Raw genomic sequence first — 26,315 nt, 5'->3', positions numbered from 1 at the left:
TGGGGGCTATCCTCAAACGGTCACCCGGACGTTCAGCACACGCCAACAAGGAGCCAGCCCATGTGTGATCGCCATCACCGCAACCCGATTTTCTGCCTGATCCCGCCGTATATGCTCGACCAGATCGCGCGCAACGGCGACAAAGCGCAACGGGATGTCGCGCTGCGTACCCGCGCCAAGGACAGCACCTTCCGCTCGCTGCGCATGGTCGCGGTGCCCGCCAAGGGCCCGGCGCACCTGGCGCTGGCCATGGGCGCCGACAAACGGCGTTCGATCTACAGCGCCGAGGGCAGCGACAGCCTGCCGGGCAAACTGATCCGTGGCGAAGGCCAGCCCGTCAGTGGCGACGCTGCGGTGGACGAGGCCTATGATGGGCTGGGTGCCACCTTCGACTTTTTCGATCAGGTGTTCGACCGCAACTCCATCGACGATGCCGGCATGGCGCTGGACGCTACCGTGCACTTTGGCCAGAACTACAACAATGCGTTCTGGAACTCGACCCAGATGGTGTTCGGTGATGGGGACGGCGAGTTGTTCAACCGCTTTACGGTAGCCCTCGACGTGATTGGCCATGAACTGGCCCACGGTGTCACCGAGGATGAGGCCAAGCTGATGTATTTCAATCAGTCCGGTGCGTTGAACGAGTCGCTGTCGGACGTGTTCGGTTCGTTGATCAAGCAGTATGCGTTGAAGCAAAAGGCCGAGGACGCCGATTGGCTGATCGGCAAAGGGCTGTTTACCAAGAAGATCAAAGGCGTTGCGCTGCGCTCGATGAAAGCCCCCGGCACCGCGTTTGACGACAAGCTGCTGGGCAAGGACCCTCAGCCCGGGCACATGGATGATTTTGTGCAGACCTATGAGGACAATGGCGGGGTGCATATCAATTCTGGCATCCCCAACCACGCGTTCTACCAGGTGGCGACGAAAATCGGCGGGTTTGCCTGGGAACGTGCCGGGCGCATCTGGTACGACGCATTGCGCGATGCGCGGTTGCGGCCGAACTCGGGGTTTTTGCGCTTTGCGCGCATTACCTACGATGTTGCCGGTCGCCTGTATGGCGCGAACAAGGATGAGCAAAAGGCGGTCAAGGAGGGCTGGAAGGCGGTCGGTATTTCGGTCTGACGTGAGGAGCAACCATGCAAATTTCGCTGAAGGAAAACGGCGGGCCTGCTTTTTTTCCGGGCCTGGCCAAGCCGCGTACGGTTGAACTGGACAGCCTGCCCGAGCAGGACCAGCAGGAGTTGCGGCAGTTGGTCGCGGCGTGCGACTTCTTTCAGCTGCCGCAAAGCAGTGAACCCGCGCCGGGTAACCCGGGCCAGGTGCATTACACCCTGACGGTGAAGGAGGACCAGCGCGAACACACGGTCTGTGTGCTCGCGCCAGTGAAGTCGCAGGCGCTGGAGGGGTTGGTGCAGTGTGTGCGGCGTCATATTCGTGCATAAACACTTTCAGGCGACCGCATTCCTCAGGCGACCGCACTCCTGTGGTGAGCGGGCTTGCCCCGCGTTGGGCTGCGCAGCAGCCCCGACACCAGGCGCCCAGGTGTGCCTGATACAGCGCATGCGTCTTCATCAGGGGCGCTTCGCAGCCCAACGCGGGGCAAGCCCGCTCGCCACGGGTCAGGCGCTGCTCTGATTTATGTGCGATCCAGCCACACGGTTTGGGCATTGCAGAACTCGCGGACGCCGAAGTGCGACAACTCACGCCCGAAGCCACTTTTCTTGATCCCACCAAACGCCACCCGTGGGTCTGAAACACTGAAGGCATTGACGAAGATGCCGCCGGTTTCCAGCTGATTGGCGATGTCCCGCGCCTTCGCCGGGTCGCTGGTGAAGATGCTCGCGGTAAGGCCGAACTCGCTGTCATTCGCCAGGGCCACCGCATGGTCGGCGTCGCGGGCGGTGATGATCGAGGCCACGGGGCCGAACAGTTCCTGTTTGAACGAGGTCATCTGGTCGGTAACGTTGGCCAGTACGGTCGGCGCATAGTAATTGCCGGCACCGGGTACTTTATGGCCGCCCAGCAGCAGGGTCGCACCTTCTTCCAGGGTGGCCTGGACCTGGCCGTGCAACTCGTCGCGCAGGTCGAAGCGGGCCATCGGGCCGATGTAGGTGGTGGCTGAAGTCGGGTCGCCCATCACCATGGCGCGGCTGGCTTCGAGGAATTTGGCGGTGAAGGCTTCCACCACGCCTTGCTCGATGATCAGGCGCTTGGCGGCGGCGCAGACCTGGCCGCTGTTCTGGAAACGGCCGATCAGCGCGGCTTGCACGGCGGCATCGATGTCGGCGTCGTTGAGCACGATGAACGGGTCGGAGCCGCCCAGTTCCAGCACGCATTTTTTCAACGCGGCGCCGGCCTGGGAGCCGATGGCGATACCGGCGCGCACGCTGCCGGTGAGGGTGACGGCGGCGATGCGTGGGTCGGCGATGGCCTTGGACACACCGTCGTTGGTCACGTTGACCACTTCAAACAGGCCTCCGGCGAAACCGGCTTTGCGAAACGCCTGCTGGATCAGGTAAGCGCTGCCCATCACATTCGGCGCATGCTTGAGCACGTAGGTGTTGCCGGCCAGCATGGTCGGCACGGCGCCGCGCAGTACTTGCCAGACCGGGAAGTTCCACGGCATCACCGCGAAGATCGGGCCCAGCGGGCGGTATTCGATCTGGGCGCTGCCGTTGTCCACCAGGGTCGGTTCCGGGGCGAGCATGGCCGGGCCGTGGGCGGCGTACCATTCGCTGAGTTGCGCGCATTTTTCAATTTCGGCACGGGCCTGGGCGATGGGTTTGCCCATTTCCAGGGTGATCATCTGCGCCATGTCTTCGGCTTGTTCGCGCAGGGCGCTGGCCAGGCTCAGCAGCAACTCGGCGCGCTGGCTGACCGGCTGGCGGCGCCAGGTGCGGAAGGCGAGGGTGGCGCGCTCGAGCGCGGCGTCCAGTTGCTGCGCGGTTTCATATGGGTAGCTGCCAACCGTTTCGCCGGTGGCCGGGTTGATCGAGAGGGCGTGGGTCGTCGCGTTCATGGCACCGTCCTGCTGAATGATGAGATTGGGTTCAGCCTACGGGGCTAGATCTTTTCTGGAAACTGAATAATATTAAGCAATACATTCACGATTGGAGAATGACTTGGACCTGGTGCAGCTGGAAATCTTCAAGGCCGTTGCCGAGCAAGGCAGCATCAGCGCCGCCGCGCAGTTGATTCACCGTGTGCCGTCGAACCTGACCACGCGTATCAAGCAACTGGAGCAGGACCTGGGTGTGGAATTGTTTATCCGCGAGAAAAGCCGCTTGCGCCTGTCGCCGGCGGGCTGGAATTTCCTCGTCTACGCGCGGCGCATCCTCGACCTGGTGCAGGAAGCCCGTGCGACGGTGGCGGGGGAGGAGCCCCAGGGCGCGTTTGCCCTCGGTTCGCTGGAAAGCACGGCGGCGGTGCGTATCCCGGCGTTGCTCGCGGCGTACAACCAGAAGCACACCAAGGTCGAGCTGGACCTGAGCACCGGACCGTCGGGCACGATGATCGAAGGCGTGTTGTCGGGACGCTTGGCGGCGGCGTTTGTCGACGGGCCGGTGCTGCATGCCACGCTGGAGGGAGTGGCGGTGTTTGAGGAGGAGATGGTGGTGATTGCGCCGCTGCATCATGCGCCGATCAAGCGCGGCCAGGATGTGAATGGCGAGAACATCTACACCTTCCGCTCCAACTGCTCATATCGACACCATTTTGAACGCTGGTTTTCACAGGATGGCGCGGTGCCGGGCAAGATCTTCGAGATCGAGTCCTACCACGGCATGCTCGCCTGTGTCAGCGCCGGCGCCGGGCTGGCGCTGATGCCCCGCAGCATGCTGGAGAGCATGCCGGGGTCGGCGGCGGTGAGTGTGTGGCCGCTGACGGATAACTTCCGGGTTCTGCACACCTGGCTGATCTGGCGGCGGGGGACGGTGTCGCAGAGCCTGAACAGCTTCGTAAAGTTGCTGGAGGAACGCAATCAAATGTGGGAGGGGCGGTGCGACGATTCGACTTGCTCCCGATAGCAGTGTGCCAGTCACTACATCTGTGTCTGAGCCACCGCCATCGGGGGCAAGTCGAATCGTCGCACCGCCCCTCCCGCATTTTGATCTGTATCAGCCGCCAAATTGCAGGGTGCCCATGGCCAGTTTTGCCATCAGTGCCGTTGCGCCCAGCTGCACCAACCATAACGCCAGGCCACCTAGGAACACACCCAGTGCCACTTGCAGCACCAGGCTCTTCTGGCGCTTTACTTGCGGTGCGCGGGGGGTGAAGTGGTCCAGCTCGTCGCGGTCGGCACGCAGGTCCAGGTCATCGTTTCTCATAAGGTACTCACAGCAAAGGGGCGGTCGAGGTTCAGTCTAGGGGCTGGAGACGAAAAAGGGGAAGCCATTGGCTTCCCCTTCTGGTGCAACGGCTACAGGTTTACAGCACCTGAACGATTGCCTTTGTGACTGCATCAATGTTCGACTGGTTCAACGCCGCCACACAGATACGCCCGGTATCCAGGGCGTAGATGCCGAATTCGCTGCGCAGGCGGGTGACTTGCTCAACGGTCAGGCCGGAGTAGGAGAACATCCCGCGCTGGCGGCCGACGAAGCTGAAGTCGTGCTCCGGAGCAGCCTTGGCCAGGGTGGCGACCATCTGCTCACGCATGCCACGGATGCGCAGGCGCATTTCGGCCAGTTCGGCTTCCCACTGGGCGCGCAGCTCAGGGCTGTTCAGCACTGCGGCCACAATCGCCGCGCCATGGGTGGGCGGGTTGGAGTAGTTGGTGCGGATCACACGCTTGACCTGGGACAGGATGCGCGCGCTTTCTTCCTTGGACTCGCCGACGATGGACAGTGCGCCCACACGTTCGCCGTATAGGGAGAACGACTTGGAGAACGAGCTGGACACAAAGAAGGTCAGGCCCGATTCAGCGAACAGTCGCACGGCGGCGGCGTCTTCGTGGATGCCGTCGCCAAAGCCCTGGTAGGCCATGTCGAGGAACGGCACCAGGTTCTTGGCCTTGACCACGTCCAGCACGTTCTGCCAGTCGGCCGGGCTCAGGTCGACGCCTGTCGGGTTGTGGCAGCAGGCGTGCAGCACCACGATGGATTGCGGCGGCAGGGCGTTGAGGTCTTCGAGCAGGCCGGCACGGTTCACGTCGTGGGTGGCGGCGTCATAGTAGCGGTAGTTCTGCACCGGGAAACCGGCGGTTTCGAACAGGGCACGGTGGTTTTCCCAGCTCGGGTCGCTGATGGCGACGACGGCGTTGGGCAGCAGTTGCTTGAGGAAGTCAGCCCCCAGCTTCAGCGCGCCAGTGCCGCCGACCGCTTGTACGGTGGTGACGCGGCCAGCGCTGAGCAGTGGCGATTGCGCGCCGAACAGCAGGGTTTGCACGGCCTTGTCGTAGGCCGCGATGCCATCGATCGGCAGGTAGCCACGGGCGGCGTGTTGCGCCACGCGAATGGCTTCCGCTTCGGCAACGGCACGCAAGAGTGGAATCTTCCCCTCCTCGTTGCAGTAAACGCCCACGCCAAGGTTGACCTTGGTGGTTCGTGTATCGGCGTTGAATGCTTCGTTGAGGCCCAGGATAGGATCGCGTGGTGCCATTTCGACAGCGGAGAACAGGCTCATTTTTGCGGCAGCTCTATGGGGGGTAGGAGGGACGTGTCGCGCTCCAGCCGAATGCACTAGAGCGGTGCACAAACGGGGAGCTAGTATAGAGGCCATCACTGCCGAGGGCGACAGCCGAAATGGCTTTTCGGCCAAGTTTTTCGGTTTATTTGCTGACCGTTAGTCTTATTGCAACATTGATCCGGCACGGCACGTAGGACGATGGTCTTGAAACCCGTCACATTCGGCACCACTTCTACAGCTATCATGGTTTTTTCCTGCAACCTGCGATAATCATTCGCGGGTTGCTGAGCTATTTCGTCCCTGGCGGTTTCGAGTCTGGGGTGACTACACGAGGTACGTTATGTCGGATTTCCAACTCGTCACCCGTTTTGAACCCGCTGGCGATCAGCCGGAAGCCATTCGCCAGATGGTCGAAGGCATCGAAGCCGGCCTGGCCCACCAGACGCTGCTCGGGGTGACTGGTTCGGGCAAGACCTTCAGCATCGCCAACGTGATCGCGCAGATCAATCGTCCTACCCTGGTGCTCGCGCCGAACAAGACCCTGGCCGCGCAGCTCTACGGCGAGTTCAAGGCGTTCTTCCCGAATAACGCGGTGGAGTACTTCGTTTCCTACTACGACTACTACCAGCCCGAAGCCTACGTGCCATCCTCCGATACCTTTATCGAGAAGGATGCGTCGATTAACGACCACATCGAGCAGATGCGGCTGTCGGCGACCAAGGCGCTGCTGGAGCGCAAGGACGCGATCATCGTCACCACAGTGTCGTGCATCTACGGCCTGGGCAGCCCGGAAACCTATTTGAAGATGGTGTTGCACGTCGATCGCGGCGACAAACTGGACCAGCGCGAACTGCTGCGCCGCCTGGCCAGCCTGCAATACACCCGCAACGACATGGACTTCGCCCGCGCGACCTTCCGGGTGCGCGGCGATGTGATCGATATCTACCCGGCCGAATCCGATCTGGAAGCGATCCGCATCGAGCTGTTCGACGATGAAGTCGAGAGCCTGTCGGCCTTCGACCCGTTGACCGGCGAGGTGATCCGCAAGCTGCCGCGCTTCACCTTCTATCCGAAAAGCCACTACGTAACCCCGCGTGAAACCCTGATGGGCGCCATCGAGGGCATCAAGGTCGAGCTGGCCGAGCGCCTGGAATACCTGCGGTCCAACAACAAGCTGGTCGAAGCCCAGCGCCTGGAACAGCGTACGCGCTTTGACCTGGAGATGATCCTGGAGCTGGGCTACTGCAACGGTATCGAAAACTACTCGCGCTACCTGTCGGGCCGCGAGTCCGGTGCGCCGCCGCCGACCCTCTACGATTACCTGCCGCCGGATGCGCTGCTGGTGATCGACGAATCCCACGTCAGCGTGCCGCAGGTCGGCGCGATGTATAAGGGCGACCGGTCGCGTAAAGAGACCTTGGTGGAGTACGGTTTCCGCCTGCCGTCGGCGCTGGATAACCGGCCGATGCGCTTTGATGAGTGGGAAGCCATCAGCCCGCAGACTATTTTTGTGTCCGCCACGCCCGGTAACTACGAGGCCGAGCATGCGGGCCGTGTGATCGAGCAACTGGTGCGCCCGACCGGCCTGGTCGACCCGGAAATCGAAATCCGCCCGGCGTTGACCCAGGTCGACGATTTGCTCTCGGAAATCACCAAGCGCGTGGCGCTGGAAGAGCGGGTGCTGGTCACCACGCTGACCAAGCGCATGTCCGAAGACTTGACCGACTACCTGGCCGACCATGGCGTGCGCGTGCGCTACCTGCACTCGGACATCGACACCGTGGAGCGCGTGGAGATCATCCGCGACCTGCGCTTGGGCACCTTCGATGTGCTGGTGGGCATCAACCTGCTGCGTGAAGGTTTGGACATGCCGGAGGTGTCGCTGGTGGCGATCCTAGATGCCGACAAAGAAGGCTTTTTGCGTTCCGAGCGCTCGCTGATCCAGACCATCGGCCGCGCCGCGCGTAACCTCAATGGCCGGGCGATCCTGTACGCCGACCGCATCACCGGTTCCATGGAGCGGGCGATCGGCGAGACCCAGCGCCGGCGCGACAAGCAGATCGCGTTCAACCTGGAAAATGGCATCACGCCCAAGGGCGTGTTCAAGGACGTCGCCGACATCATGGAAGGCGCCACTGTGCCGGGCTCTCGCAGCAAGAAGCGCAAGGGCATGGCCAAGGCTGCCGAGGAGAGCGCCAAGTACGAGAACGAACTGCGCTCGCCGAGTGAGATCACCAAGCGGATCCGGCAACTGGAAGAGAAGATGTACCAGTTGGCGCGGGACCTGGAGTTCGAGGCGGCGGCGCAGACGCGGGATGAGATTGGCAAGTTGCGGGAGCGCTTGCTGGCCGTTTGATTGGTGGTGGTTTCATCGGGGGCAAGCCCCCTCCCACATTTGACGGTGTTCACATATCGACTGTGGGAGGGGGCTTGCCCCGATAGCCGCGCCTCGGTTTTCCAGAAATCCCCCAGGCTGTTACCATTCGCCCCTTGTTTCAATTTTCAGTTTTATCGCCCATTCGAGACCTGCCATGACCACCGTCCGCACGCGCATCGCGCCATCGCCTACTGGGGATCCCCACGTCGGCACTGCTTACATCGCCTTGTTCAACTACTGCTTTGCCAAGCAGCACGGCGGTGAGTTCATCCTGCGGATCGAAGACACCGACCAACTGCGCTCCACCCGCGAGTCGGAACAGCAGATTTTCGACGCCTTGCGCTGGCTGGGCATTACCTGGGCGGAAGGCCCGGATGTCGGCGGTCCGCACGGCCCGTATCGCCAGAGTGAGCGCAGCGACATCTACAAGCAGTACACCCAGCAACTGGTCGACATGGGCCATGCGTTCCCGTGCTTCTGCACCGCCGAAGAACTGGACCAGATGCGCGCCGAGCAACAGGCCCGCGGCGAAACCCCGCGCTACGATGGCCGCGCGCTGCTGCTGTCGAAAGAAGAAGTGGCCCGTCGCCTGGCTGCGGGCGAGCCTCACGTGATCCGCATGAAGGTGCCGAGCGAAGGCGTGTGCGTGGTGCCGGACATGCTGCGCGGTGACGTCGAGATCCCGTGGGACCGCATGGACATGCAAGTGCTGATGAAGACCGACGGCCTGCCGACGTACTTCCTGGCGAACGTGGTCGACGACCATCTGATGGGCATCACTCACGTATTGCGCGGCGAAGAATGGCTGCCGTCGGCGCCGAAGCTGATCCTGCTCTACGAGTACTTCGGCTGGGAACAACCGCAGCTGTGCTACATGCCGCTGCTGCGTAACCCGGACAAGAGCAAGCTGTCCAAGCGCAAGAACCCGACCTCGGTGACCTTCTATGAGCGCATGGGCTTCATGCCGGAAGCGATGCTCAACTACCTGGGCCGTATGGGCTGGTCGATGCCGGACGAGCGCGAAAAGTTCTCGCTGCAGGAAATGGTCGATAATTTCGACCTGTCGCGTGTGTCGCTGGGCGGGCCGATCTTCGACATCGAGAAGCTGTCGTGGCTCAACGGCCAGTGGTTGCGCGATCTGCCGGTGGAAGAGTTCGCCAGCCGTGTGCAGCAGTGGGCGTTGAACCCTGAGTACATGATGAAGATTGCGCCGCTGGTGCAGGGCAGGGTGGAGACGTTCAGCCAGGTCGCACCGTTGGCCAGCTTCTTCTTTGCCGGGGGCGTGAACCCGGATGCCAAGTTGTTTGAATCCAAGAAACTTTCGGGTGACCAGGTTCGCCAGCTGATGCAGTTGATCCTGTGGAAGCTCGAAAGCCTGCGCCAGTGGGAGAAGGATGCGATCACTGCGACGATCCAGGCGGTGGTGGAGTCCCTCGAATTGAAGCTACGCGACGCCATGCCGCTGATGTTTGCCGCGATCACCGGGCAGGCCAGTTCGGTGTCGGTGCTTGATGCGATGGAAATCCTCGGTCCGGACCTGACCCGTTTCCGTCTGCGCCAAGCCCTTGATTTGCTTGGTGGTGTATCGAAGAAAGAAAACAAAGAGTGGGAAAAGCTGCTGGGCGCCATCGCCTGAGCAAGCGGTTGAAACGACGAAACCCCGGTTTTCCGGGGTTTCGCCGGTAAGTGATTGTTATCCCGGCAAAAAATTTTGGAAATTGTTGAAAATAAATTTGACACACTTCCAAACCGCCATTAAGATTCGCCCCGTCCTCACCGATGAGGGGCTATAGCTCAGCTGGGAGAGCGCTTGCATGGCATGCAAGAGGTCAACGGTTCGATCCCGTTTAGCTCCACCAATTTACAGGTTCAAGGTCTGGCCACACCGTCCTTGAATCGATCAGTTCTCAGCGCTGATCAGATGTACAGAAGGTTTTGTCCCCTTCGTCTAGTGGCCTAGGACACCGCCCTTTCACGGCGGTAACAGGGGTTCGAGTCCCCTAGGGGACGCCAGTTTCACAAAGCAGTTCGAAAGGGCTGCTGCGTCGCGAGACGAAAAATCAGGGGCTATAGCTCAGCTGGGAGAGCGCTTGCATGGCATGCAAGAGGTCAACGGTTCGATCCCGTTTAGCTCCACCAATTTACAGTTCCAAGGTTCCGGCCACACCGTCCTTGGATCGATCAGTCTCAGCCTGATCAGAGTACAGAAGGTTTGTGTCCCCTTCGTCTAGTGGCCTAGGACACCGCCCTTTCACGGCGGTAACAGGGGTTCGAGTCCCCTAGGGGACGCCACGATTACCCGCTCTGCGGGATTTTTAAGGGTCATTCAATTATTGAATGGCCCTTTTGTTTGTCTGGCGTTTGGCCAATTCTTTTCCCCTCCTTGCTTTTTCTTCTGACCAGCGGTCATGCCTGTCGCTTGCCAAATATTATTATGGTAATAATATTCAACCCATGAACATCGGAGGCAATGATGAGCGATAAAAAAGCGCAAACCCGCGAACGCATTTTGCAGGCCGCCAGCGCCGCGCTGATCCAGCGTGGCCCGGCTGAACCGAGTGTGGGCGAAGTGATGGGCGCGGCGGGGCTGACGGTCGGTGGTTTCTATGCGCACTTCGAAAGCAAGGATGCATTGATGCTGGAGGCCTTCACTCAGTTGCTGGCCAAGCGTCGTGCGTCGATTGATGACATGGACTCACAGCTGACCGGAGAGGAGCGCAGAAGCCTGGTGGCGGCGTTCTACCTGTCGCGCAAGCACCGCGACTCCACCGCCCAGGCCTGCCCGATTCCCGCCACGGTCGGCGAAATGAGCCGCCTGCCGGATGAGTTCCGCCAGGCACTGAATGAGCACTGTGAGCTGATGGCCGCTCAGTTGGCTGCCAGCCCCGAGGACACCGACAAAGCCCTGGCTGACATGGCGCTGATGATCGGTGGCCTGGCCCTGGCCCGCGCGTTGGGACCGGGCGAGTTGTCTGACCGTGTGTTGCGCGCCGCCAAGTCGGCCGTGCGCTAGAAGAGGGCTGCATGATGGGCACGCTCACCTGGATTCGTCGCTTCAACGGCACGCTGGGGCACCTGGCACCACAAACGGTGGCCAACCGCATGCGTCGCGCCTTCATGACGCCCCGCGACCTGCCGCTACGTGACTGGGAACTGCCGCTGCTGGCGCAATCGGAGCGCATCACCTTGCGCTTCGGCTTGTCCGCGCTGCGCTGGGGTCAGGGGCCTGCCGTGTTGTTGATGCACGGTTGGGAAGGCCGACCTACCCAGTTTGCCAGCCTGATCAGCGCATTGGTCGATAACGGCTACTCGGTGATTGCCCTTGATGGTCCTGCCCATGGCCGTTCGCCGGGGCGTGAAGCCCATGTGCTGCTGTTTGCCCGCGCCATGCTTGAAGCTGCCGCCGAGTTGCCGCCGCTGCACGCCGTGATCGGCCACTCCATGGGCGGTGCCAGTGCGATGTTGGCGGTGCAGTTGGGGCTGCGCACTGAGGCGTTGGTGAGCATTGCTGCACCCTCACGGTTTCTGGATGTATTGCGCGGCTTTACCAAGATGGTCGGGTTGCCGGCGCGGGCACGTTCGGCGTTTATCCAGGAGGTCGAGTTGACCTTCGGTATGCCGCTCAAGCACTTGGACGTGGCCCACTACCAGATGAATATCCCGGGCCTGATCGTGCACGCCGAAGACGATACCTTCGTTCCGGTCAAAGCCTCCCAGGCCATTCACGAAGCCTGGTTCGACAGTCGCCTGTTGCGCCTGGAGCAGGGCGGTCACCAGAAAGTCCTGGCCGATCCGCGCGTGATCGATGGTGTGCTGGCCTTGCTGGCCGGCGCTCGTTTACAGGAGCGGCAAACCGCCTGATACACTCTCCCCGCCGACATTAATCGACTGGGAGCAAGGCATGGGCTGGGATTTGGCAACGCCGTTTATCATCGATCTGCAGGTCGCCACTGAAGACATCGACGGCTTGGGGCACGCCAATAACGCGGTGTACGTGTCCTGGCTGGAGCGCTGCGCCTGGCGCCACTCCCAGCGGCTGGGCCTGGACCTGAGCGAATATCGCCGGCTGGACCGTGCCATGGCGGTGGTGCGCCATGAGATCGACTACCTGGCCGCCGGTTATGAAGGCGACGAGCTGCAACTGGCCACCTGGATCGTCGACTGGGACCAGCGCCTGAAAATGACCCGGCGCTTCCAGCTGGTCCGCCCCCGCGACGGCGCGACCCTGTTACGTGCGCAAACCACCTTCGTCTGCATTGAGTTGTCTTCCGGCAAGCCCAAGCGCATGCCGGCTGAATTCCTCGACGGTTATGGCCCCGCCCTGACAGGGGGTTAACGGTTGCTGTGGGAAACCCAGTAAACTGCGCCACGATTTTTGTTGAGTGTTTTCCATGCAAATTGCTTTGGCGCCCATGGAGGGGTTGGTCGACAACATCCTGCGGGACGTGCTGACCCGCGTCGGCGGTATCGACTGGTGCGTGACCGAGTTCATCCGCGTCAATGACCGCCTGCTGACCCCCGCGTATTTCCACAAACTCGCCCCGGAACTGCTGCACGGTGCCCACACTGCTGCCGGTGTGCCGCTGCGCGTGCAGTTGCTCGGCTCCGACCCGGTGTGCCTGGCGGAAAACGCTGCCCTGGCCTGTGAGCTCGGTTCGCAGGTCATCGACCTCAACTTCGGCTGCCCGGCCAAGACCGTCAACAAGTCCCGTGGCGGTGCGGTGCTGCTCAAGGAGCCGGAGTTGCTCAACCAGATCGTCGAGCACGTACGCCGTGCTGTGCCGGCGCACATCCCGGTGACGGCCAAGATGCGCCTGGGTTTCGACAGCCCGGACGGCGCCCTGGTCTGTGCCACCGCGTTGGCCGAAGGTGGTGCGGCGCATATCGTGGTGCATGCGCGTACCAAGACGGATGGCTACAAGCCGCCCGCGCACTGGGAATGGATTCCGCGGGTGCAGGATGTGGTCAAGGTGCCGGTGTTCGCCAATGGCGATATCTGGAGCGTCGAAGACTGGAAGCGTTGCCGCGAAATCAGCGGTGCCGAACACATCATGCTGGGCCGTGGCTTGGTGGCGCGCCCGGACCTGGCGCGGCAGATCGTTGCGGCGCGTGCGGGTGAGGAGGTGGTTGAAATGACCTGGGCGCAGATGCAGCCCATGCTCCAGGACTTCTGGGCCCAGTCGGTGGCGCAACTGACCGAGCGTCAGGCACCAGGTCGTTTGAAGCAATGGCTGGCGATGCTGACGCGCAACTATCCGGAAGCGGTGGAGCTGTTTACGGCCATGCGCCGGGAAACCGAGTTGGCCCAAGTGAGTCGTTTGCTCGGTATGGTGCCGGGAGACACGCAGTGAGTGACGGCGCTGAAGAATAGCGTTCATATTTAATAAGTTTACAAAAGCATCGATGAGTGGGCGCCCTTGGCGCCTTTTTTTGTGCGCTGTTTAAGTGAGTGTTCCGGGGCCTGAAGGGGAAGCGCATTCATGTTTACTGATGCTGATTGGGGGAGCGTGAATGTATGCAGTTATTTGATTGCTGCTTTAATTTTCCAAGGTAAACGCAATTTGATTTTTTTCTGATGCGTGCTTGTGCGCAATTAGCATAAGTGTTGGGTTTTGTTGGGGGTTAATGGTTTCATTGTTTTCGATTTAGGCTTGGTTGTTACCTTGTTTGTCCATGCGGCGTTCGTTGGCGCAGTGGGTTTAGAGCGTTTCCTCAAATAGCCATAGGCTAAAATCTGATTTTAAATTTTGTTTGCCTTATGTGAAGTCGGATTATTGGAACTTGATCGCGTTTTGGTCCACGAAAATAGGGACTGCGAGATGATGATTGTTTCCAGTTTTATATTAATTGCTGTCCGAGTTTCCAAATGCTTCGAGGCAGCACATAGCTAATCATGAGGTTACAAGATGTCCAATGTATCGCTTGGCACGCCTAAGGCTTTTTTTTCGGAACTCCAATCGGCAAGCCAAAGTTCTACTGGTCTGGTGAAAGATGTCGAGCGCGTCAGCACGCTCGCTACGGATCTTGGTATTAAAGGGGCTGCACGAGACGTTAATCAAACTTTAACGGGGGCAAAGGAAGTTTCCGTTAACTCTGATGCACTGGAAAAATTATTTGAGATGTTTGATCTGGTCTTCAAAGCCATGCGCAGCCTGTTGTCCGGCAGGGGATTCAGTTCTCACGCCGCGACGGTAGTACCACATGCAGCAAAGGCGGAGAGTGATGTTGAAGTGTCCGTGGAGGGCGGGTTGAATTCCAAAGGGAAGCCGTCACCTTTTGCCAGGAAAGGTGAGCAGGTCTCCGGCGGCATTGCGGACGTGAGTATCAATGCAGACCGCTCCACGCAAATTAAGATTGCTGGCGATAGTACTAAATCGACAGTCACTGTGGATAAGGAGGCTAAAGTCAGTGTGGGTGCTGACGGCGCCGTGCAAGTTAAAACCACAGGCGATAATAAAGCGGCGACAGTCACTGTGGGCAAGGACGGTAATGTCAAGGCTGACGCGAGTGGCGGCGCGCACATGAAAATCACGGGTTTTAGCAATAGTTCGTCGGCAGAGACTGTCGGAAATAGTGTTCAGGGGAAAGTTGGTGGTGACGCGCAGTTGGGCACGTCGGGTGTTGATGCCCAGGTGCAGGTTATGCCGGATGGCAGTACGCAAGTGAGCGTTACAGCTGAGGAAGGTAAAGAGTTCAGGGTACGTGTGGAGGCCGGTGTCAACGTGCGGATTAGTTCCGAGGGTTGCGGGGAGAACCAACCAGTAACAATCCGTGACATTACCCCGAGGCAGTCGACGCGTGTGGCGCTGGATACGCAGCCGGAGGCGGAAGTAAAGACCATTTCTGAGTTGAAGGCAGAGGCGAGAGTGGGTACTGAAGCCAGGGTGAATAGCGAGTCGAACGAGGAGCAAAAGGCTGAGGTAGCGGTCGGTGCAGAGCCGAAGGTACAGACGCAGGCCACTCCGGAGCAAAAGGTCGAGGTAAAGGTCGAGACTGAGCCGAAGATACAGACGCCGCACACTCCAGAGCCACAACCTTCGGACAAGGTCGATGCAGAGCCAACTGTAGAAGTGAAAACCCCCACCCCCCCTCGCAGGGTCATGAATCCTCGATTGGAAGGGGTACGGGCCTGAGCTGCAGACCAGTCTTGATGTCAGCTGGCTCGTCTTAAAAGCTTGATGAGGGATCCAGCCTCCCCGATCACAGGTGCGATTGGGGAGGGCTGGTTGGGGTTTTTCCACTCAATCAATTTGGTTTCGGAGGGTTTATGACCTTTGCTGTTTTTGCTCCTCCTGTCGGTTGGGGGAATTCACCGGACCACAGGCACGTTACCCACGCTACGGAAAAGGCGGTTGCCAAACCGACCACAAAGGGCGTCGGCTTTGAAGCTTCTCGGCGTCATTTTGGCGAGAATTTTGATACCAGCACCCATGCGGCGGTTATCAAGATGATGATGGCAACCTTTGGGTCAAGTCCGAAAGATATGTTTGCCCGATTCGCGCCGGTTGCCGGGGGGTACGCCATCACCATGAAAGACGAGTTCAAGGTGGTGATTTCCCAGCATGAACTTGAACAGACAAGCCGCGCTTCCCGCTTCACCGGTGCGGACAGTGGCGCCGTCGACAGCGCCAACGTCGCGCTTGCCGCCTATGTCAAGCGCAAGCAGATTACGGGCGGCTATCACAGTTTCGACGGCGCCTTGGCTGATACCTTGCAGGGTGAGACGACCCTGCGGTGCCTGCGGGGCATGGGCTTGTACGGGCTGTCGCAATATGTTCCGGCTCATCAGATGGTCGGGGATGGGGTGGCGGGAGTGCTTGAGACGCATAACCGAGGCAGTGCGTTTGTCCTCGGTGGGATCGTGCACGACTACACCGAAAGGCGCCGTGTTGACCGAGGTTACGGCTACCGCCTGTTCAACAGCAAACCCCGGCCCGAAACGGTTCCGCCTGTCAGCAATGACACGGTTGTTTCACAGCTGCCAGTCGGTATGAAACCCAAGGATATATGGGGCGGCTTTTATCAGGGGGCCGAGGGCAATTGCGTCACGGTATCGGCGATCAAGGCCGCGATGATGAGGTTTGGTCAGAATCCCGCAGGCATTTACAAAAACATCAGTGCTGTACTGGATGGTTTTGAGGTGATCATGCGTGACGGCTTCAAGCTGTTTCTCAGCCATGACGAGCGGCGCAAAGCTGCGCAGGGGTCGAACCTGAACGGTTCTGACCAGGCGCTCAAGGACGACGCCAACTTTTTGTACGCTGTGAGCGCCAAGCGTGCGCAACTGGAAAACAACGATATGCGTGCCGGTCGCAGTTTCGAAGACGCCATGCACTCGTTGAACGACGGAGAAGCGCCAGGCCAGGCGTTGCGCAGATTGGGGTTGATTGCCCATGTGCGGCAGAGCAGTGCGCAAGAGTTGGCCGGCGGTGCCATTGGCACTCTCGCTGACAATTTGCACTCGGTGCTGGCAATAAACGGCTCGGTGGACATGTTCGGCCAAAAGCTCGGCTTGATGTCATCGGGGTGGTCCGGTAGATCAATGTGGGCATTGAAGTTGGTGTGAGGGCTACCTCAGCAGTTGCCGGAATCCCTCGATCGGCAAGGGGCGGCTGTGCAAATAACCCTGGAACAGATGGCAGCCCAGTTTTTGCAGGAACGCCAGTTGCTCCGGGGTCTCCACGCCTTCGGCAATCACCTCCAGATTCAAACTGCGCGCCATGGCCACAATCGCACGGATGATTTCAGCGTCGTTGGGGTCATGGGTCGCGTCGCGCACAAAGGACTGGTCGATCTTCAGCGCATCCACCGGCAGCCGCTTGAGGTAAGTGAGCGATGAATAGCCGGTGCCGAAGTCGTCCATGGCAAAACTCACGCCGAGTTTTTTCAGGCGGCGCATTTTGCTGATGGTGTCGTCCAGATTCTGGATCACGATGCCTTCGGTGATCTCCAGTTTCAAAAGGCTGAACGGCAACTGATGTTGCTTGAGGCTGCGCTCCACCCGCTCCACGAAGTCGTTCTGGCGAAACTGCCGGGGGCTGATGTTCACGCACAGGCTGAAATTCAATGGGTCTACCAAGCCTTCGTGGATCAGTTGTTGAAAGGCCGCGCAGGCTTCATCCAGGATCCAGGTGCCCACCTCAAGGATCAGGCCGCTGTCTTCCAGCACCTTGATGAATTCGGAAGGCGACTGCGCGCCTAGTTGCGGGTGTTGCCAGCGCACCAGGGCTTCGGCGCCGACGATCTTGTTGCCGCGCGCGTCCACCTGGGGTTGGTAATGCACACTGAACTCGCCACGTGACAAGGCCAGGCGCAAGTCTGTCTCCATGCGCAGGCGTTCGCTGGCGGTTTTTTGCATGCTGTTGTGAAACATCTGCGTGGTGTTGCGCCCCGAATCCTTGGCGCGATACAGGGCGATATCGGCACGCTTGAGCAAGTCCGCCGGCGTGGAGCCGTGATCGGGAATCAGTGCCACGCCGATGCTTGGCGTGACCTGCAGGCGATGACCGTCCAGGAACATCGGCTCCGAGAGCAACTCACGCAAGGTGTCAGCCAACGCCTGCACCTGGCCGCTGACTTCCATGCGTGACCCTTCCAGGCCGCTGAGCAGCACCACAAACTCATCCCCCCCCAGGCGCGCCACGGTGTCTTCCATGCGCACGCTGGCTTCCAGGCGCGCGGTGACAATCTTCAACACGGTGTCGCCCACCGGATGACCGAGGGAGTCGTTGATGTGCTTGAAGTGGTCGAGGTCAAGAAACAGCAGCGCGCCGCGCAGGTTATGCCGCTTGAGCAGGGCAATCTGCTGGCTCAGGCGGTCCATCAGCAGGGCGCGGTTGGGCAGGTTGGTCAACGGGTCGTGATAGGCCAGGTGGCGGATCTGCGCCTGGGCGTTTTTCAGCAGGCTCACGTCGCGGGCGGTCAGCAACAGGCACGGGGTTTCATTCAGGGTGATGGGCTCCACCGAGACTTCCACCGCCAGCAACTCGCCGCGCTTGTTGTGCCAGAGCATTTCCAGATGATGAATGCGGCCCTTGATCTGCAACTCGGCCAGCAGCGCGGCGCGCTGGTTTTCATCGGCCCAGATGCCGATCTGATACAGCGTCAGGCCGATGGCCTCCTCGGCGCGATAGCCGGTCAGGCGGCAGAAGCCGTCGTTGACCTCCACATATCGACCGGTGTCGCGCTCAGTGATGGAAATGGCGTCGGGGCTGGAATGGAAAGCCTTGGCGAACTTCTCTTCGCTGGCCTTGAGCGCCGCTTCCGAACGCTGCTGCTGGGTGATATCGCGCAGCGTGGTGACGATGCACGGCTGGTCGCCCACTTTGATCAGGCGGCTGGAAATCACGCAGGTCAGGCTTCGGCCGCTTTTGTGATGCACCACGATCGCCACATTGTTCAATGCCTGCTCGCGGATCATCCGCTCGATACGCTGCAGGCGCTTGCTCGACTCGTCCCATAGGCCGATCTGCTCGGCACTTTTGTCGATGATCTCGGCAGCCGTCCAGCCAAAGGTCTGGGTAAACGCGGGGTTGATCTCGATAAACGCGCCGCCCTCCAGGCAGGTGACGCAGATCGGGTCCGGGCTGGCCTGGAACAGGCTGGCAAATTTCTCTTCGGAGGCGGTCAGGCGTTGTTCGCGTTCCACCTGGTCGGTGATATCCAGCAGAGTGCCGGCCATACGCAGCGGCGCGCCGTGCTCATCACGGTACAGGCGGGCACGGCTTTCGAGGTAGCGTGAACTGCCGTCTTCCATGGGCACGCGATACGTCAGCTGATAATTGCCGGCCGGGCCTTCGCGCAGGGTGCGGTAGGCGTTGCGCATGCTCTCGCGCTCGTCATTGGGCATTCCGTCAAAAAAGGCGTCGAAGAACTCATGGAACGGCTCCGGCGGCAGGCCATGCAATTGGGCGGCGCGGGCCGAGCCATAGAGCATGCCGGTGGGGATGTGCCAGTCCCAGGTGCCCAGTTGCGCCGAATCCAGGGCCAGGTCGAGGCGTTCCTGGCTGTCCTTGAGGGCCTGCTCGGCTATTTTGCGCTCTGTGGTGTCCAGGAACGTGCTGAGCAGGTAAGCCTCGCCGTCCAGCTCCACCTTTTGTGCGCTGAGGGTGCCGTCGTGGATCTGGCCGTTGCTGGCGCAGAACTGCACCTCCATGGTGATGGGTAGGCCCTTGCGTTGGGTGGCCTTGACCAGTTGCGCGCGCTGTTCGGGATGGCGCCACAGGCCCAGGTCCAGGGTGGTGCGGCCGATGGCATCGGCGAGCGGCCAGCCGAAGAGCATTTCGAAGTATTGGTTGGCCTCGCTGATCAATCCGTCGGACTGGCGGGTCAGCAGGACCATGTTCGGGCACAGGTGAAACAGCGTGGCGAAGCGTTTTTCGGAGTGACTGAGGGCGCTTTCCCGCTCGCGCTGGTGGGTGATCTCGCGGATCACCCCGATCATGCGGCGACGCCCGGCTTTGTCCGGCAGCAGGCTGCCGTTGATTTCCAGCCAGTGGAAGCTGCCGTCAGGCCATTGGATGCGGTGGTGCATGGCCTGCTCGAACGGCTCGCCCGCCAATACCGCATGAAACGCCCGTACCACCCTGGCGCGATCCGCGGGGGCCAGCAGGTCCAGATAGTCCAGGTCCTTGGGTAGCGGTTGGCGCGGGTCAAAGCCGAACAGCGCCTGGGTGCCCCGCGACCAGCTGATCCTGCCGGTGTCGATTTCCCAGCACCAGGCGCCCAGCCGGGCAGCATTGAGCGCGGCCAGCAGTTGCGGGGCACTGTCCCAGCTTTGTTCCGCCTCTTGGGGGTCCAGGGCGTAAATGCGGGGCAGGGGTGGCACGGAGTCGACGGGGTTGCGCATTATCAAAGGGCCTTGGCTCGATGGGCGTAAGGCGCGGTACAGTTCAGACCTTGAGGCCGCACGGTTTCATGCCGGTATCCCTGGCAGATCGACCTGTGCATCCAATAGGCTCATGAAAGCCCGCGCAGCATTCGACAGCGTCCTTTCGGTGTGCACGATATAGCCTAGCTGGCGACTGAGCTGTATGCCCGGCAAAGCGATGCTTGCCACCTGATCATCGAGCATGGTGCGCGGCAAGACGCTCCAGGCCAGGCCGATGGACACCATCATCTTGATCGTTTCCAGGTAGTTAGTGCTCATCGCGATATTCGGCGTGAGGCCCTGGGCCTCGAACAGCCGGCTGACAATATGGTGGGTGAAGGTGTTGCCGCCGGGGAACACCGCCGGGTGCCCGGCAATATCGGCCAGGCTGACGTGGCCGTTGCTGATCAGGCTGTGCTCCGGCGCCACCACGAAATCCAGCGGGTCGTCCCACACCGGAGTGGCACGCACCAGATGGTGGGGATCGGGTGCCAGGGTGATCACCGCCACTTCGGCACGGCCGTGGAGGATTTCCTCGTAGGCCACTTCCGAATCGAGGAACTGAATATCCAGCGCCACATTCGGGTATTCCCGGGTGAATGCGCGCAGCACCGGCGGTAAACGATGCAGGCCGATATGGTGGCTGGTGGCCAGGGTCAGGCGCCCGCTGACTTCGCCGGTGAGGTTGGTGAGGGCGCGGCGGGTGTCGTCCAGCACATTGAGGATCTGATAGGCGCGTGGCAGCAGGGCCCGTCCGGCCTCGGTCAGGCCGACTTCACGGCCCAGGCGATCGAACAGGCGCACCTTCAATTGTTGCTCCAGGCCGGCAATGCGCTTGCTGATGGCCGGCTGGGTCAGGTGCAGGCGCTCACCGGCGCCGGAGAAGCTACCGGTCTCGGCGATGGCGATAAAAGCATTGAGGTTGGCCAGGTCCATGGTTGTATTCCAGTTGGTAATCCAAAGCATAAAAAATATGAATTTGAGTTATTTAATGTAGCGCCATACCATCAGCCTCACAAGCCAAAGGGTTATTGAAAAGCCCGGCATAGAGAAATACCGCTGATGAGGACCGACTGATGGCCGGCAAAACGCTTTACGACAAGCTTTGGGATTCCCATGAAGTGAAACGGCGCGACGATGGCTCGTCGCTGATCTATATCGACCGTCACATCATCCATGAAGTGACCTCGCCCCAAGCGTTCGAAGGCCTGCGGCTGGCCGGGCGCAAGCCTTGGCGCGTCGACTCCATCATCGCCACCCCGGACCACAACGTGCCGACCACCCCTGAGCGCAAGGGCGGCATCGAAGCCATTGCCGACCAGGTGTCGCGTTTGCAGGTGCAGACCCTCGACGACTACTGCGACGAATATGGCATCACTGAATTCAAGATGAATGACGTGCGTCAAGGCATCGTGCACGTGATCGGTCCGGAGCAGGGCGCTACCTTGCCGGGCATGACCGTGGTGTGCGGCGACTCCCATACGTCCACCCACGGTGCGTTCGGCGCCTTGGCCCACGGCATCGGCACCTCTGAGGTGGAACATGTGTTCGCCACCCAGTGCCTGGTCGCCAAGAAAATGAAGAACATGTTGGTTAAAGTCGAAGGCCAGTTGCCGTTCGGCGTGACCGCCAAGGACATCGTGCTCGCAGTGATCGGCAAGATCGGCACCGCCGGCGGTAACGGCCATGCCATCGAGTTTGCCGGCAGCGCGATTCGCGACCTGTCCATCGAAGGCCGCATGACCATCTGCAACATGTCCATCGAAGCCGGTGCCCGCGTGGGCATGGTGGCGGCGGACGAAAAGACGGTTGAGTACGTCAAGGGCCGTCCATTTGCCCCACAAGGCAAGGATTGGGACGCCGCTGTCGAAGCCTGGAAAGACCTGGTCTCCGACGCCGATGCGGTGTTCGACACCGTGGTCGAGCTCGACGCTGCCCAGATCAAGCCGCAAGTCAGCTGGGGCACTTCGCCGGAGATGGTCCTTGCCGTCGACCAGAACGTGCCGGACCCGGCTCAGGAAGCTGACCTGGTCAAGCGCGGCTCCATCGAGCGCGCCTTGAAGTACATGGGCTTGAAAGCCAACCAGGCGATCACCGACATCCAGTTGGATCGCGTGTTCATCGGTTCCTGCACCAACTCGCGGATCGAAGACCTGCGCGCCGCGGCGGTGATCGCCAAGGGTCGCAAAGTGGCTTCGACCATCAAGCAAGCCATCGTGGTGCCGGGCTCGGGCCTGGTGAAAGCGCAAGCCGAGGCGGAAGGCCTGGACAAGATCTTCCTCGAAGCCGGTTTTGAATGGCGTGAGCCAGGCTGCTCGATGTGCCTGGCGATGAACCCGGACCGCCTGGAGTCGGGTGAGCATTGCGCGTCCACTTCCAACCGTAACTTCGAAGGGCGCCAGGGCGCCGGTGGGCGTACCCACCTGGTCAGCCCGGCCATGGCCGCCGCCGCTGCCGTCAACGGTCGTTTCATCGACGTTCGCGAATTGATCTGAGGAATACCCGATGCGTGCTTTTACCCAACACACCGGCCTTGTCGCCCCTTTGGATCGCGCCAACGTCGACACCGACCAGATCATCCCCAAGCAGTTCTTGAAGTCGATCAAGCGCACCGGCTTCGGCCCGAACCTGTTCGATGAGTGGCGCTACCTGGACGTGGGCTACGCCTACCAGGACAACTCCAAGCGCCCGTTGAACAAGGACTTCGTGCTCAACGCCGAGCGTTACCAGGGCGCCAGCGTCTTGCTGGCGCGGGAAAACTTCGGTTGCGGTTCCAGCCGTGAACACGCGCCGTGGGCTCTGGAAGAGTATGGCTTTCGCAGCATCATCGCGCCGAGCTATGCCGATATCTTCTTCAACAACAGCTTCAAGAACGGCTTGCTGCCGATCATCTTGAGCGATGCCGAAGTGGACGAGCTGTTCAAGCAGGTGGAAGCCGAAGAGGGCTACCAACTGACTGTCGACCTGGCCGCGCAGACTGTGACCCGTCCAGACGGCAAGGTGTATCACTTTGAAGTGGATGCGTTCCGTAAGCACTGCCTGATCAACGGCCTGGACGATATCGGCCTGACCTTGCAGGACGGCGATGCGATTGCCGCGTTTGAAGCCAGGCACCGGGCGAGCCAGCCTTGGTTGTTTCGCGATGCCTGATTGGCGGTAACCGTGCGGGCCCCATCGCGGGCAAGCCCGACTTCCACATTGGAATGCATTCCAACTGTGGGAGCTGGCTTGCCTGCGATAGCGCCAGTACCAACACCCCAAAACCCAAGGAAACCGCCATGACCACCACCGCCCACACCCAAGTCGTGCAAAAACAATTCGGCGAGCAAGCCTCCGCCTATCTGAGCAGTGCCGTGCACGCCCAGGGCACCGAGTTCGCGCTGCTCCAGGCCGAACTGGCCGGGCAGGGCGGAGCGCGACTGCTGGATTTGGGCTGCGGTGCCGGTCATGTCAGCTTCCACGTTGCGCCACTGGTCAAGGAAGTGGTCGCCTACGACCTGTCCCAACAGATGCTCGACGTGGTCGCCGCTGCTGCGACGGACCGTGGCCTGGGCAACATCCGCACCGTGAATGGCGCCGCTGAGCGTCTGCCGTTCGCCGATGGCGAGTTCGACTTCGTGTTCAGCCGCTACTCGGCCCACCACTGGAGCGACCTCGGCCTGGCCCTGCGTGAAGTGCGCAGGGTGCTCAAGCCGGGCGGCGTGGCGGCGTTCGTGGATGTCTTGTCACCGGGCAGCCCGCTGTTGGACACTTACCTGCAAACCGTCGAAGTGCTGCGCGACACCAGCCACGTGCGCGACTACGCCGCTGCCGAGTGGATGCAGCAGCTCAGCGAGTCCGGCCTGCATGTACGCACCAGCAGTCGGCAACGTCTGCGCCTGGAATACACCTCGTGGGTCGAGCGCATGCGCACGCCGCAGGTCCTGCGCGCCGCGATCCTTGAGCTGCAAAACGCGATGGGCCAGGAAGTGCGCGATTATTACGAAATTCAAGCCGACGGCACCTTCAGCACCGACGTGCTGGTGGTGTTTGCCGAACGCTGATTGATTTTTCCCGACCTGCCCACGGGCGGGTCGCTTGATGAAATGAGGAACCCATGAGCAAGCAGATTCTGATTCTCCCTGGCGACGGTATTGGTCCGGAAATCATGGCCGAAGCGGTCAAGGTGCTGGAACTGGCCAATAGCAAGTACAGCCTGGGCTTCGAACTGAGCCACGACGTGATCGGCGGCGCTGCCATCGACAAGCACGGCGTACCGCTGGCCGACGAGACCCTGGACCGCGCCCGCGCGGCCGACGCCGTGCTGCTCGGTGCTGTGGGTGGCCCGAAGTGGGACAAGATCGAACGTGACATCCGCCCTGAGCGTGGCCTGCTGAAAATTCGCGCGCAACTGGGTCTGTTCGGTAACCTGCGCCCGGCGATCCTCTATCCGCAACTGGCCGACGCCTCGAGTCTCAAGCCGGAAGTGGTGGCGGGCCTGGATATCCTGATCGTGCGAGAGCTGACCGGCGGTATCTACTTCGGCTCGCCACGCGGCGTGCGCGAGTTGGAAAATGGCGAGCGCCAAGCCTACGACACCCTGCCGTACAGCGAGAGCGAAATCCGCCGTATCGCCCGTGTCGGTTTCGACATGGCTCGCGTACGTGGCAAGAAGGTCTGCTCGGTGGACAAGGCCAACGTACTGGCCTCCAGCCAACTTTGGCGCGAAATCGTCGAAGAAGTGGCCAAGGACTACCCGGACGTCGAGCTGAGCCACATGTACGTCGACAACGCCGCCATGCAACTGGTGCGTGCACCGAAGCAGTTCGACGTGATCGTCACCGACAACCTGTTCGGCGACATCCTGTCGGACCAGGCGTCGATGCTCACAGGCTCCATCGGTATGTTGCCGTCGGCGTCTCTGGACACCAACAACAAGGGCATGTACGAGCCGTGCCACGGTTCGGCGCCGGACATCGCGGGCCAGGGCATTGCCAACCCGCTGGCGACCATTTTGTCGGTGTCGATGATGCTGCGTTACAGCTTCAACCTGAGCGATGCGGCGGATGCCATCGAGAAAGCCGTGAGCCTGGTGCTGGACCAGGGGCTGCGCACCGGTGACATCTGGTCACAGGGTTGCACCAAGGTCGGTACGCAAGAAATGGGCGACGCAGTAGTCGCCGCGCTGCGGAATCTGTAATCTCTCGGGCCCGCTTGCAGTTGTTGCTGCAAGGCGGCCCACTTTTTAACAAGGTGTAGTTGCGATGAAACGTGTAGGTCTGATCGGTTGGCGCGGTATGGTCGGTTCCGTGCTCATGCAGCGGATGCTGGAAGAGCAGGATTTCGATCTTATTGAGCCGGTGTTTTTCACCACTTCGAATGTGGGTGGCCAGGGGCCGTCCGTGGGCAAGGATATTGCTCCGCTCAAGGACGCCTACAACATTGAAGAGCTGAAAACCCTCGACGTGATTCTGACCTGTCAGGGTGGCGACTACACCAGCGAAGTCTTCCCCAAGCTGCGCGAAGCCGGCTGGCAGGGCTACTGGATCGACGCCGCCTCGAGCCTGCGCATGCAGGATGACGCGGTGATCATCCTCGACCCGGTCAACCGCAAGGTCATCGACCAGCAGTTGGATGCCGGCACCAAGAACTACGTCGGCGGCAACTGCACCGTCAGCTTGATGCTGATGGGCCTGGGCGGCTTGTTCGAAGCTGGCCTGGTCGAGTGGATGAGTGCCATGACCTATCAGGCGGCCTCGGGTGCCGGCGCGCAGAACATGCGTGAGCTGATCAAGCAGATGGGCGCGACCCACGCCGCCGTCGCCGATCAACTGGCAGACCCTGCCAGCGCGATCCTCGACATCGACCGCCGCGTGGCCGAAGCCATGCGCAGCGATGCCTACCCGACCGAAAACTTCGGCGTGCCGTTGGCCGGTAGCCTGATCCCGTGGATCGACAAGGAACTGCCGAACGGCCAGAGCCGCGAAGAGTGGAAGGCCCAGGCCGAGACCAACAAGATCCTCGGCCGCTTCAAGAGCCCGATTCCGGTAGACGGCATCTGCGTGCGTATCGGCGCGATGCGCTGCCACAGCCAGGCGCTGACCATCAAGCTGAACAAAGATGTGCCGATCGCCGATATCGAAGCGTTGATCAGCCAGCACAACCCATGGGTCAAGCTGGTGCCGAACAACCGTGATATCAGCATGCAGGAGCTGAGCCCGACCAAGGTCACCGGTACCCTGAATGTACCGGTGGGCCGTCTGCGCAAACTGAACATGGGCAGCCAGTTCCTCGGTGCATTCACCGTGGGCGACCAGCTGCTGTGGGGCGCGGCCGAACCGCTGCGCCGCATGTTGCGGATTTTGCTGGAGCGTTGATCGCGTAAGGCAATGAGAGAAACCCGCGTTCTGGTGACAGGCGCGGGTTTTTTGTTGTTTGGTCGGGCCTCATCGGGGGCAAGCCCCC

The 26,315-nt window shown here is 60.9% G+C and carries 21 protein-coding genes and 4 tRNA genes; 20 read left to right on the top strand and 5 right to left on the bottom strand.

Annotated elements, in window-relative coordinates; translation table 11 throughout:
* The first annotated feature begins 60 nt into the window (after positions 1–60).
* Together ACZ445_RS20570 and ACZ445_RS20565 are read left to right on the top strand one after the other, a co-directional pair.
* The gene (locus tag ACZ445_RS20570) at positions 61–1,122 is read left to right on the top strand and encodes a M4 family metallopeptidase (RefSeq protein WP_179030275.1); all 1,062 of its coding nucleotides are present in this window, start codon (positions 61–63) and stop codon (positions 1,120–1,122) included.
* Between the two features lie 14 nt (positions 1,123–1,136).
* Complete coding sequence (locus ACZ445_RS20565) at positions 1,137–1,442, top strand: protealysin inhibitor emfourin (RefSeq protein ID WP_058427817.1); 306 nt, start codon at positions 1,137–1,139, stop codon at positions 1,440–1,442.
* Between the two features lie 194 nt (positions 1,443–1,636).
* Here the strand turns inward: ACZ445_RS20565 and ACZ445_RS20560 are convergent, their stop codons facing one another.
* A complete protein-coding gene (locus ACZ445_RS20560; protein WP_310864157.1) occupies positions 1,637–3,019 on the bottom strand; it encodes an aldehyde dehydrogenase family protein in 1,383 nt (460 codons plus the stop codon).
* A gap of 103 nt (positions 3,020–3,122) precedes the next feature.
* Between ACZ445_RS20560 and ptrR the strand changes: the two genes are divergently transcribed.
* Positions 3,123–4,025, top strand: coding sequence for a putrescine utilization regulator PtrR (gene ptrR / locus ACZ445_RS20555; RefSeq protein WP_058427803.1), 903 nt, complete (start codon positions 3,123–3,125; stop codon positions 4,023–4,025).
* 90 nt (positions 4,026–4,115) lie between these two features.
* On the opposite strand, the gene ACZ445_RS20550 is transcribed toward ptrR, so the two are convergent.
* Positions 4,116–4,325, bottom strand: a complete 210-nt coding sequence (locus ACZ445_RS20550; RefSeq protein WP_058427802.1) for a hypothetical protein — start codon at positions 4,323–4,325, stop codon at positions 4,116–4,118.
* A 100-nt stretch (positions 4,326–4,425) separates the two neighbouring features.
* Positions 4,426–5,622 (bottom strand): amino acid aminotransferase, encoded by a 1,197-nt coding sequence (locus ACZ445_RS20545; protein WP_179029891.1) that lies wholly within the window; start codon positions 5,620–5,622, stop codon positions 4,426–4,428.
* 343 nt (positions 5,623–5,965) lie between these two features.
* Between ACZ445_RS20545 and uvrB the strand changes: the two genes are divergently transcribed.
* From uvrB to ACZ445_RS20485, 12 genes are all read left to right on the top strand, one after another.
* Positions 5,966–7,981 (top strand): excinuclease ABC subunit UvrB, encoded by a 2,016-nt coding sequence (gene uvrB, locus ACZ445_RS20540; RefSeq protein WP_028617131.1) that lies wholly within the window; start codon positions 5,966–5,968, stop codon positions 7,979–7,981.
* Positions 7,982–8,156: 175 nt separating this feature from the next.
* On the top strand, positions 8,157–9,638 hold the full coding sequence (gltX, locus tag ACZ445_RS20535; protein ID WP_058427800.1) for a glutamate--tRNA ligase: 1,482 nt from the start codon (positions 8,157–8,159) through the stop codon (positions 9,636–9,638).
* 147 nt (positions 9,639–9,785) lie between these two features.
* Positions 9,786–9,861: transfer RNA gene (locus ACZ445_RS20530), tRNA-Ala, on the top strand.
* Between the two features lie 78 nt (positions 9,862–9,939).
* Positions 9,940–10,015: transfer RNA gene (locus ACZ445_RS20525), tRNA-Glu, on the top strand.
* Between the two features lie 50 nt (positions 10,016–10,065).
* Positions 10,066–10,141: transfer RNA gene (locus ACZ445_RS20520), tRNA-Ala, on the top strand.
* Positions 10,142–10,218: 77 nt separating this feature from the next.
* A tRNA-Glu gene (locus ACZ445_RS20515) sits at positions 10,219–10,294 on the top strand.
* A gap of 181 nt (positions 10,295–10,475) precedes the next feature.
* Positions 10,476–11,015 carry a TetR/AcrR family transcriptional regulator gene (locus ACZ445_RS20510; protein ID WP_058426896.1) on the top strand — a complete coding sequence of 180 codons (540 nt, stop codon included), beginning with the start codon at positions 10,476–10,478 and terminating at the stop codon, positions 11,013–11,015.
* A 14-nt stretch (positions 11,016–11,029) separates the two neighbouring features.
* Entirely contained in the window at positions 11,030–11,863 is an 834-nt protein-coding gene (locus ACZ445_RS20505; RefSeq protein ID WP_058426895.1) for an alpha/beta hydrolase, read from the top strand.
* Positions 11,864–11,903: 40 nt separating this feature from the next.
* On the top strand, positions 11,904–12,338 hold the full coding sequence (locus ACZ445_RS20500) for an acyl-CoA thioesterase (protein WP_058426894.1): 435 nt from the start codon (positions 11,904–11,906) through the stop codon (positions 12,336–12,338).
* A 55-nt stretch (positions 12,339–12,393) separates the two neighbouring features.
* Complete coding sequence (locus tag ACZ445_RS20495) at positions 12,394–13,353, top strand: tRNA dihydrouridine synthase (protein ID WP_179029469.1); 960 nt, start codon at positions 12,394–12,396, stop codon at positions 13,351–13,353.
* Between the two features lie 555 nt (positions 13,354–13,908).
* Positions 13,909–15,135, top strand: a complete 1,227-nt coding sequence (locus ACZ445_RS20490) for a hypothetical protein (protein WP_058426892.1) — start codon at positions 13,909–13,911, stop codon at positions 15,133–15,135.
* Between the two features lie 134 nt (positions 15,136–15,269).
* Positions 15,270–16,568 (top strand): hypothetical protein, encoded by a 1,299-nt coding sequence (locus tag ACZ445_RS20485; protein ID WP_058426891.1) that lies wholly within the window; start codon positions 15,270–15,272, stop codon positions 16,566–16,568.
* Positions 16,569–16,571: 3 nt separating this feature from the next.
* On the opposite strand, the gene ACZ445_RS20480 is transcribed toward ACZ445_RS20485, so the two are convergent.
* Together ACZ445_RS20480 and ACZ445_RS20475 are read right to left on the bottom strand one after the other, a co-directional pair.
* Entirely contained in the window at positions 16,572–19,850 is a 3,279-nt protein-coding gene (locus ACZ445_RS20480; RefSeq protein ID WP_058426890.1) for an EAL domain-containing protein, read from the bottom strand.
* 66 nt (positions 19,851–19,916) lie between these two features.
* Positions 19,917–20,807, bottom strand: a complete 891-nt coding sequence (locus ACZ445_RS20475; protein WP_058426889.1) for a LysR family transcriptional regulator — start codon at positions 20,805–20,807, stop codon at positions 19,917–19,919.
* 140 nt (positions 20,808–20,947) lie between these two features.
* Between ACZ445_RS20475 and leuC the strand changes: the two genes are divergently transcribed.
* From leuC to asd, 5 genes are all read left to right on the top strand, one after another.
* Positions 20,948–22,366 (top strand): 3-isopropylmalate dehydratase large subunit, encoded by a 1,419-nt coding sequence (gene leuC, locus ACZ445_RS20470; RefSeq protein ID WP_058426888.1) that lies wholly within the window; start codon positions 20,948–20,950, stop codon positions 22,364–22,366.
* A 10-nt stretch (positions 22,367–22,376) separates the two neighbouring features.
* The gene (gene leuD / locus ACZ445_RS20465; RefSeq protein WP_058426887.1) at positions 22,377–23,021 is read left to right on the top strand and encodes a 3-isopropylmalate dehydratase small subunit; all 645 of its coding nucleotides are present in this window, start codon (positions 22,377–22,379) and stop codon (positions 23,019–23,021) included.
* Positions 23,022–23,149: 128 nt separating this feature from the next.
* The gene (locus ACZ445_RS20460; protein ID WP_058426886.1) at positions 23,150–23,914 is read left to right on the top strand and encodes a class I SAM-dependent methyltransferase; all 765 of its coding nucleotides are present in this window, start codon (positions 23,150–23,152) and stop codon (positions 23,912–23,914) included.
* Between the two features lie 53 nt (positions 23,915–23,967).
* Positions 23,968–25,050: a 3-isopropylmalate dehydrogenase gene (gene leuB, locus ACZ445_RS20455; RefSeq protein ID WP_017530190.1), complete on the top strand. Its 1,083-nt coding sequence runs from the start codon at positions 23,968–23,970 to the stop codon at positions 25,048–25,050.
* A gap of 64 nt (positions 25,051–25,114) precedes the next feature.
* Positions 25,115–26,227, top strand: a complete 1,113-nt coding sequence (gene asd, locus ACZ445_RS20450) for an aspartate-semialdehyde dehydrogenase (protein ID WP_058426885.1) — start codon at positions 25,115–25,117, stop codon at positions 26,225–26,227.
* Positions 26,228–26,315: the final 88 nt, after the last annotated feature.

Source organism: Pseudomonas allii (assembly GCF_055380095.1).
This window is presented reverse-complemented; position numbering and strand designations above follow the sequence as displayed.

Excerpts from the sequence above, each read along its gene's own strand:
- ACZ445_RS20570 (WP_179030275.1), top strand. The coding sequence starts at position 61 with ATGTGTGATCGCCATCACCGCAACCCGATTTTCTGCCTGATCCCGCCG.
- ACZ445_RS20565 (WP_058427817.1), top strand. The coding sequence starts at position 1,137 with ATGCAAATTTCGCTGAAGGAAAACGGCGGGCCTGCTTTTTTTCCGGGC.
- ACZ445_RS20560 (WP_310864157.1), bottom strand. The coding sequence starts at position 3,019 with ATGAACGCGACGACCCACGCCCTCTCGATCAACCCGGCCACCGGCGAA.
- ACZ445_RS20550 (WP_058427802.1), bottom strand. The coding sequence starts at position 4,325 with ATGAGAAACGATGACCTGGACCTGCGTGCCGACCGCGACGAGCTGGAC.
- ACZ445_RS20545 (WP_179029891.1), bottom strand. The coding sequence starts at position 5,622 with ATGAGCCTGTTCTCCGCTGTCGAAATGGCACCACGCGATCCTATCCTG.
- uvrB (WP_028617131.1), top strand. The coding sequence starts at position 5,966 with ATGTCGGATTTCCAACTCGTCACCCGTTTTGAACCCGCTGGCGATCAG.
- gltX (WP_058427800.1), top strand. The coding sequence starts at position 8,157 with ATGACCACCGTCCGCACGCGCATCGCGCCATCGCCTACTGGGGATCCC.
- ACZ445_RS20510 (WP_058426896.1), top strand. The coding sequence starts at position 10,476 with ATGAGCGATAAAAAAGCGCAAACCCGCGAACGCATTTTGCAGGCCGCC.
- ACZ445_RS20505 (WP_058426895.1), top strand. The coding sequence starts at position 11,030 with ATGGGCACGCTCACCTGGATTCGTCGCTTCAACGGCACGCTGGGGCAC.
- ACZ445_RS20500 (WP_058426894.1), top strand. The coding sequence starts at position 11,904 with ATGGGCTGGGATTTGGCAACGCCGTTTATCATCGATCTGCAGGTCGCC.
- ACZ445_RS20495 (WP_179029469.1), top strand. The coding sequence starts at position 12,394 with ATGCAAATTGCTTTGGCGCCCATGGAGGGGTTGGTCGACAACATCCTG.
- ACZ445_RS20490 (WP_058426892.1), top strand. The coding sequence starts at position 13,909 with ATGTCCAATGTATCGCTTGGCACGCCTAAGGCTTTTTTTTCGGAACTC.
- ACZ445_RS20485 (WP_058426891.1), top strand. The coding sequence starts at position 15,270 with ATGACCTTTGCTGTTTTTGCTCCTCCTGTCGGTTGGGGGAATTCACCG.
- ACZ445_RS20480 (WP_058426890.1), bottom strand. The coding sequence starts at position 19,850 with ATGCGCAACCCCGTCGACTCCGTGCCACCCCTGCCCCGCATTTACGCC.
- ACZ445_RS20475 (WP_058426889.1), bottom strand. The coding sequence starts at position 20,807 with ATGGACCTGGCCAACCTCAATGCTTTTATCGCCATCGCCGAGACCGGT.
- leuC (WP_058426888.1), top strand. The coding sequence starts at position 20,948 with ATGGCCGGCAAAACGCTTTACGACAAGCTTTGGGATTCCCATGAAGTG.
- leuD (WP_058426887.1), top strand. The coding sequence starts at position 22,377 with ATGCGTGCTTTTACCCAACACACCGGCCTTGTCGCCCCTTTGGATCGC.
- ACZ445_RS20460 (WP_058426886.1), top strand. The coding sequence starts at position 23,150 with ATGACCACCACCGCCCACACCCAAGTCGTGCAAAAACAATTCGGCGAG.
- leuB (WP_017530190.1), top strand. The coding sequence starts at position 23,968 with ATGAGCAAGCAGATTCTGATTCTCCCTGGCGACGGTATTGGTCCGGAA.
- asd (WP_058426885.1), top strand. The coding sequence starts at position 25,115 with ATGAAACGTGTAGGTCTGATCGGTTGGCGCGGTATGGTCGGTTCCGTG.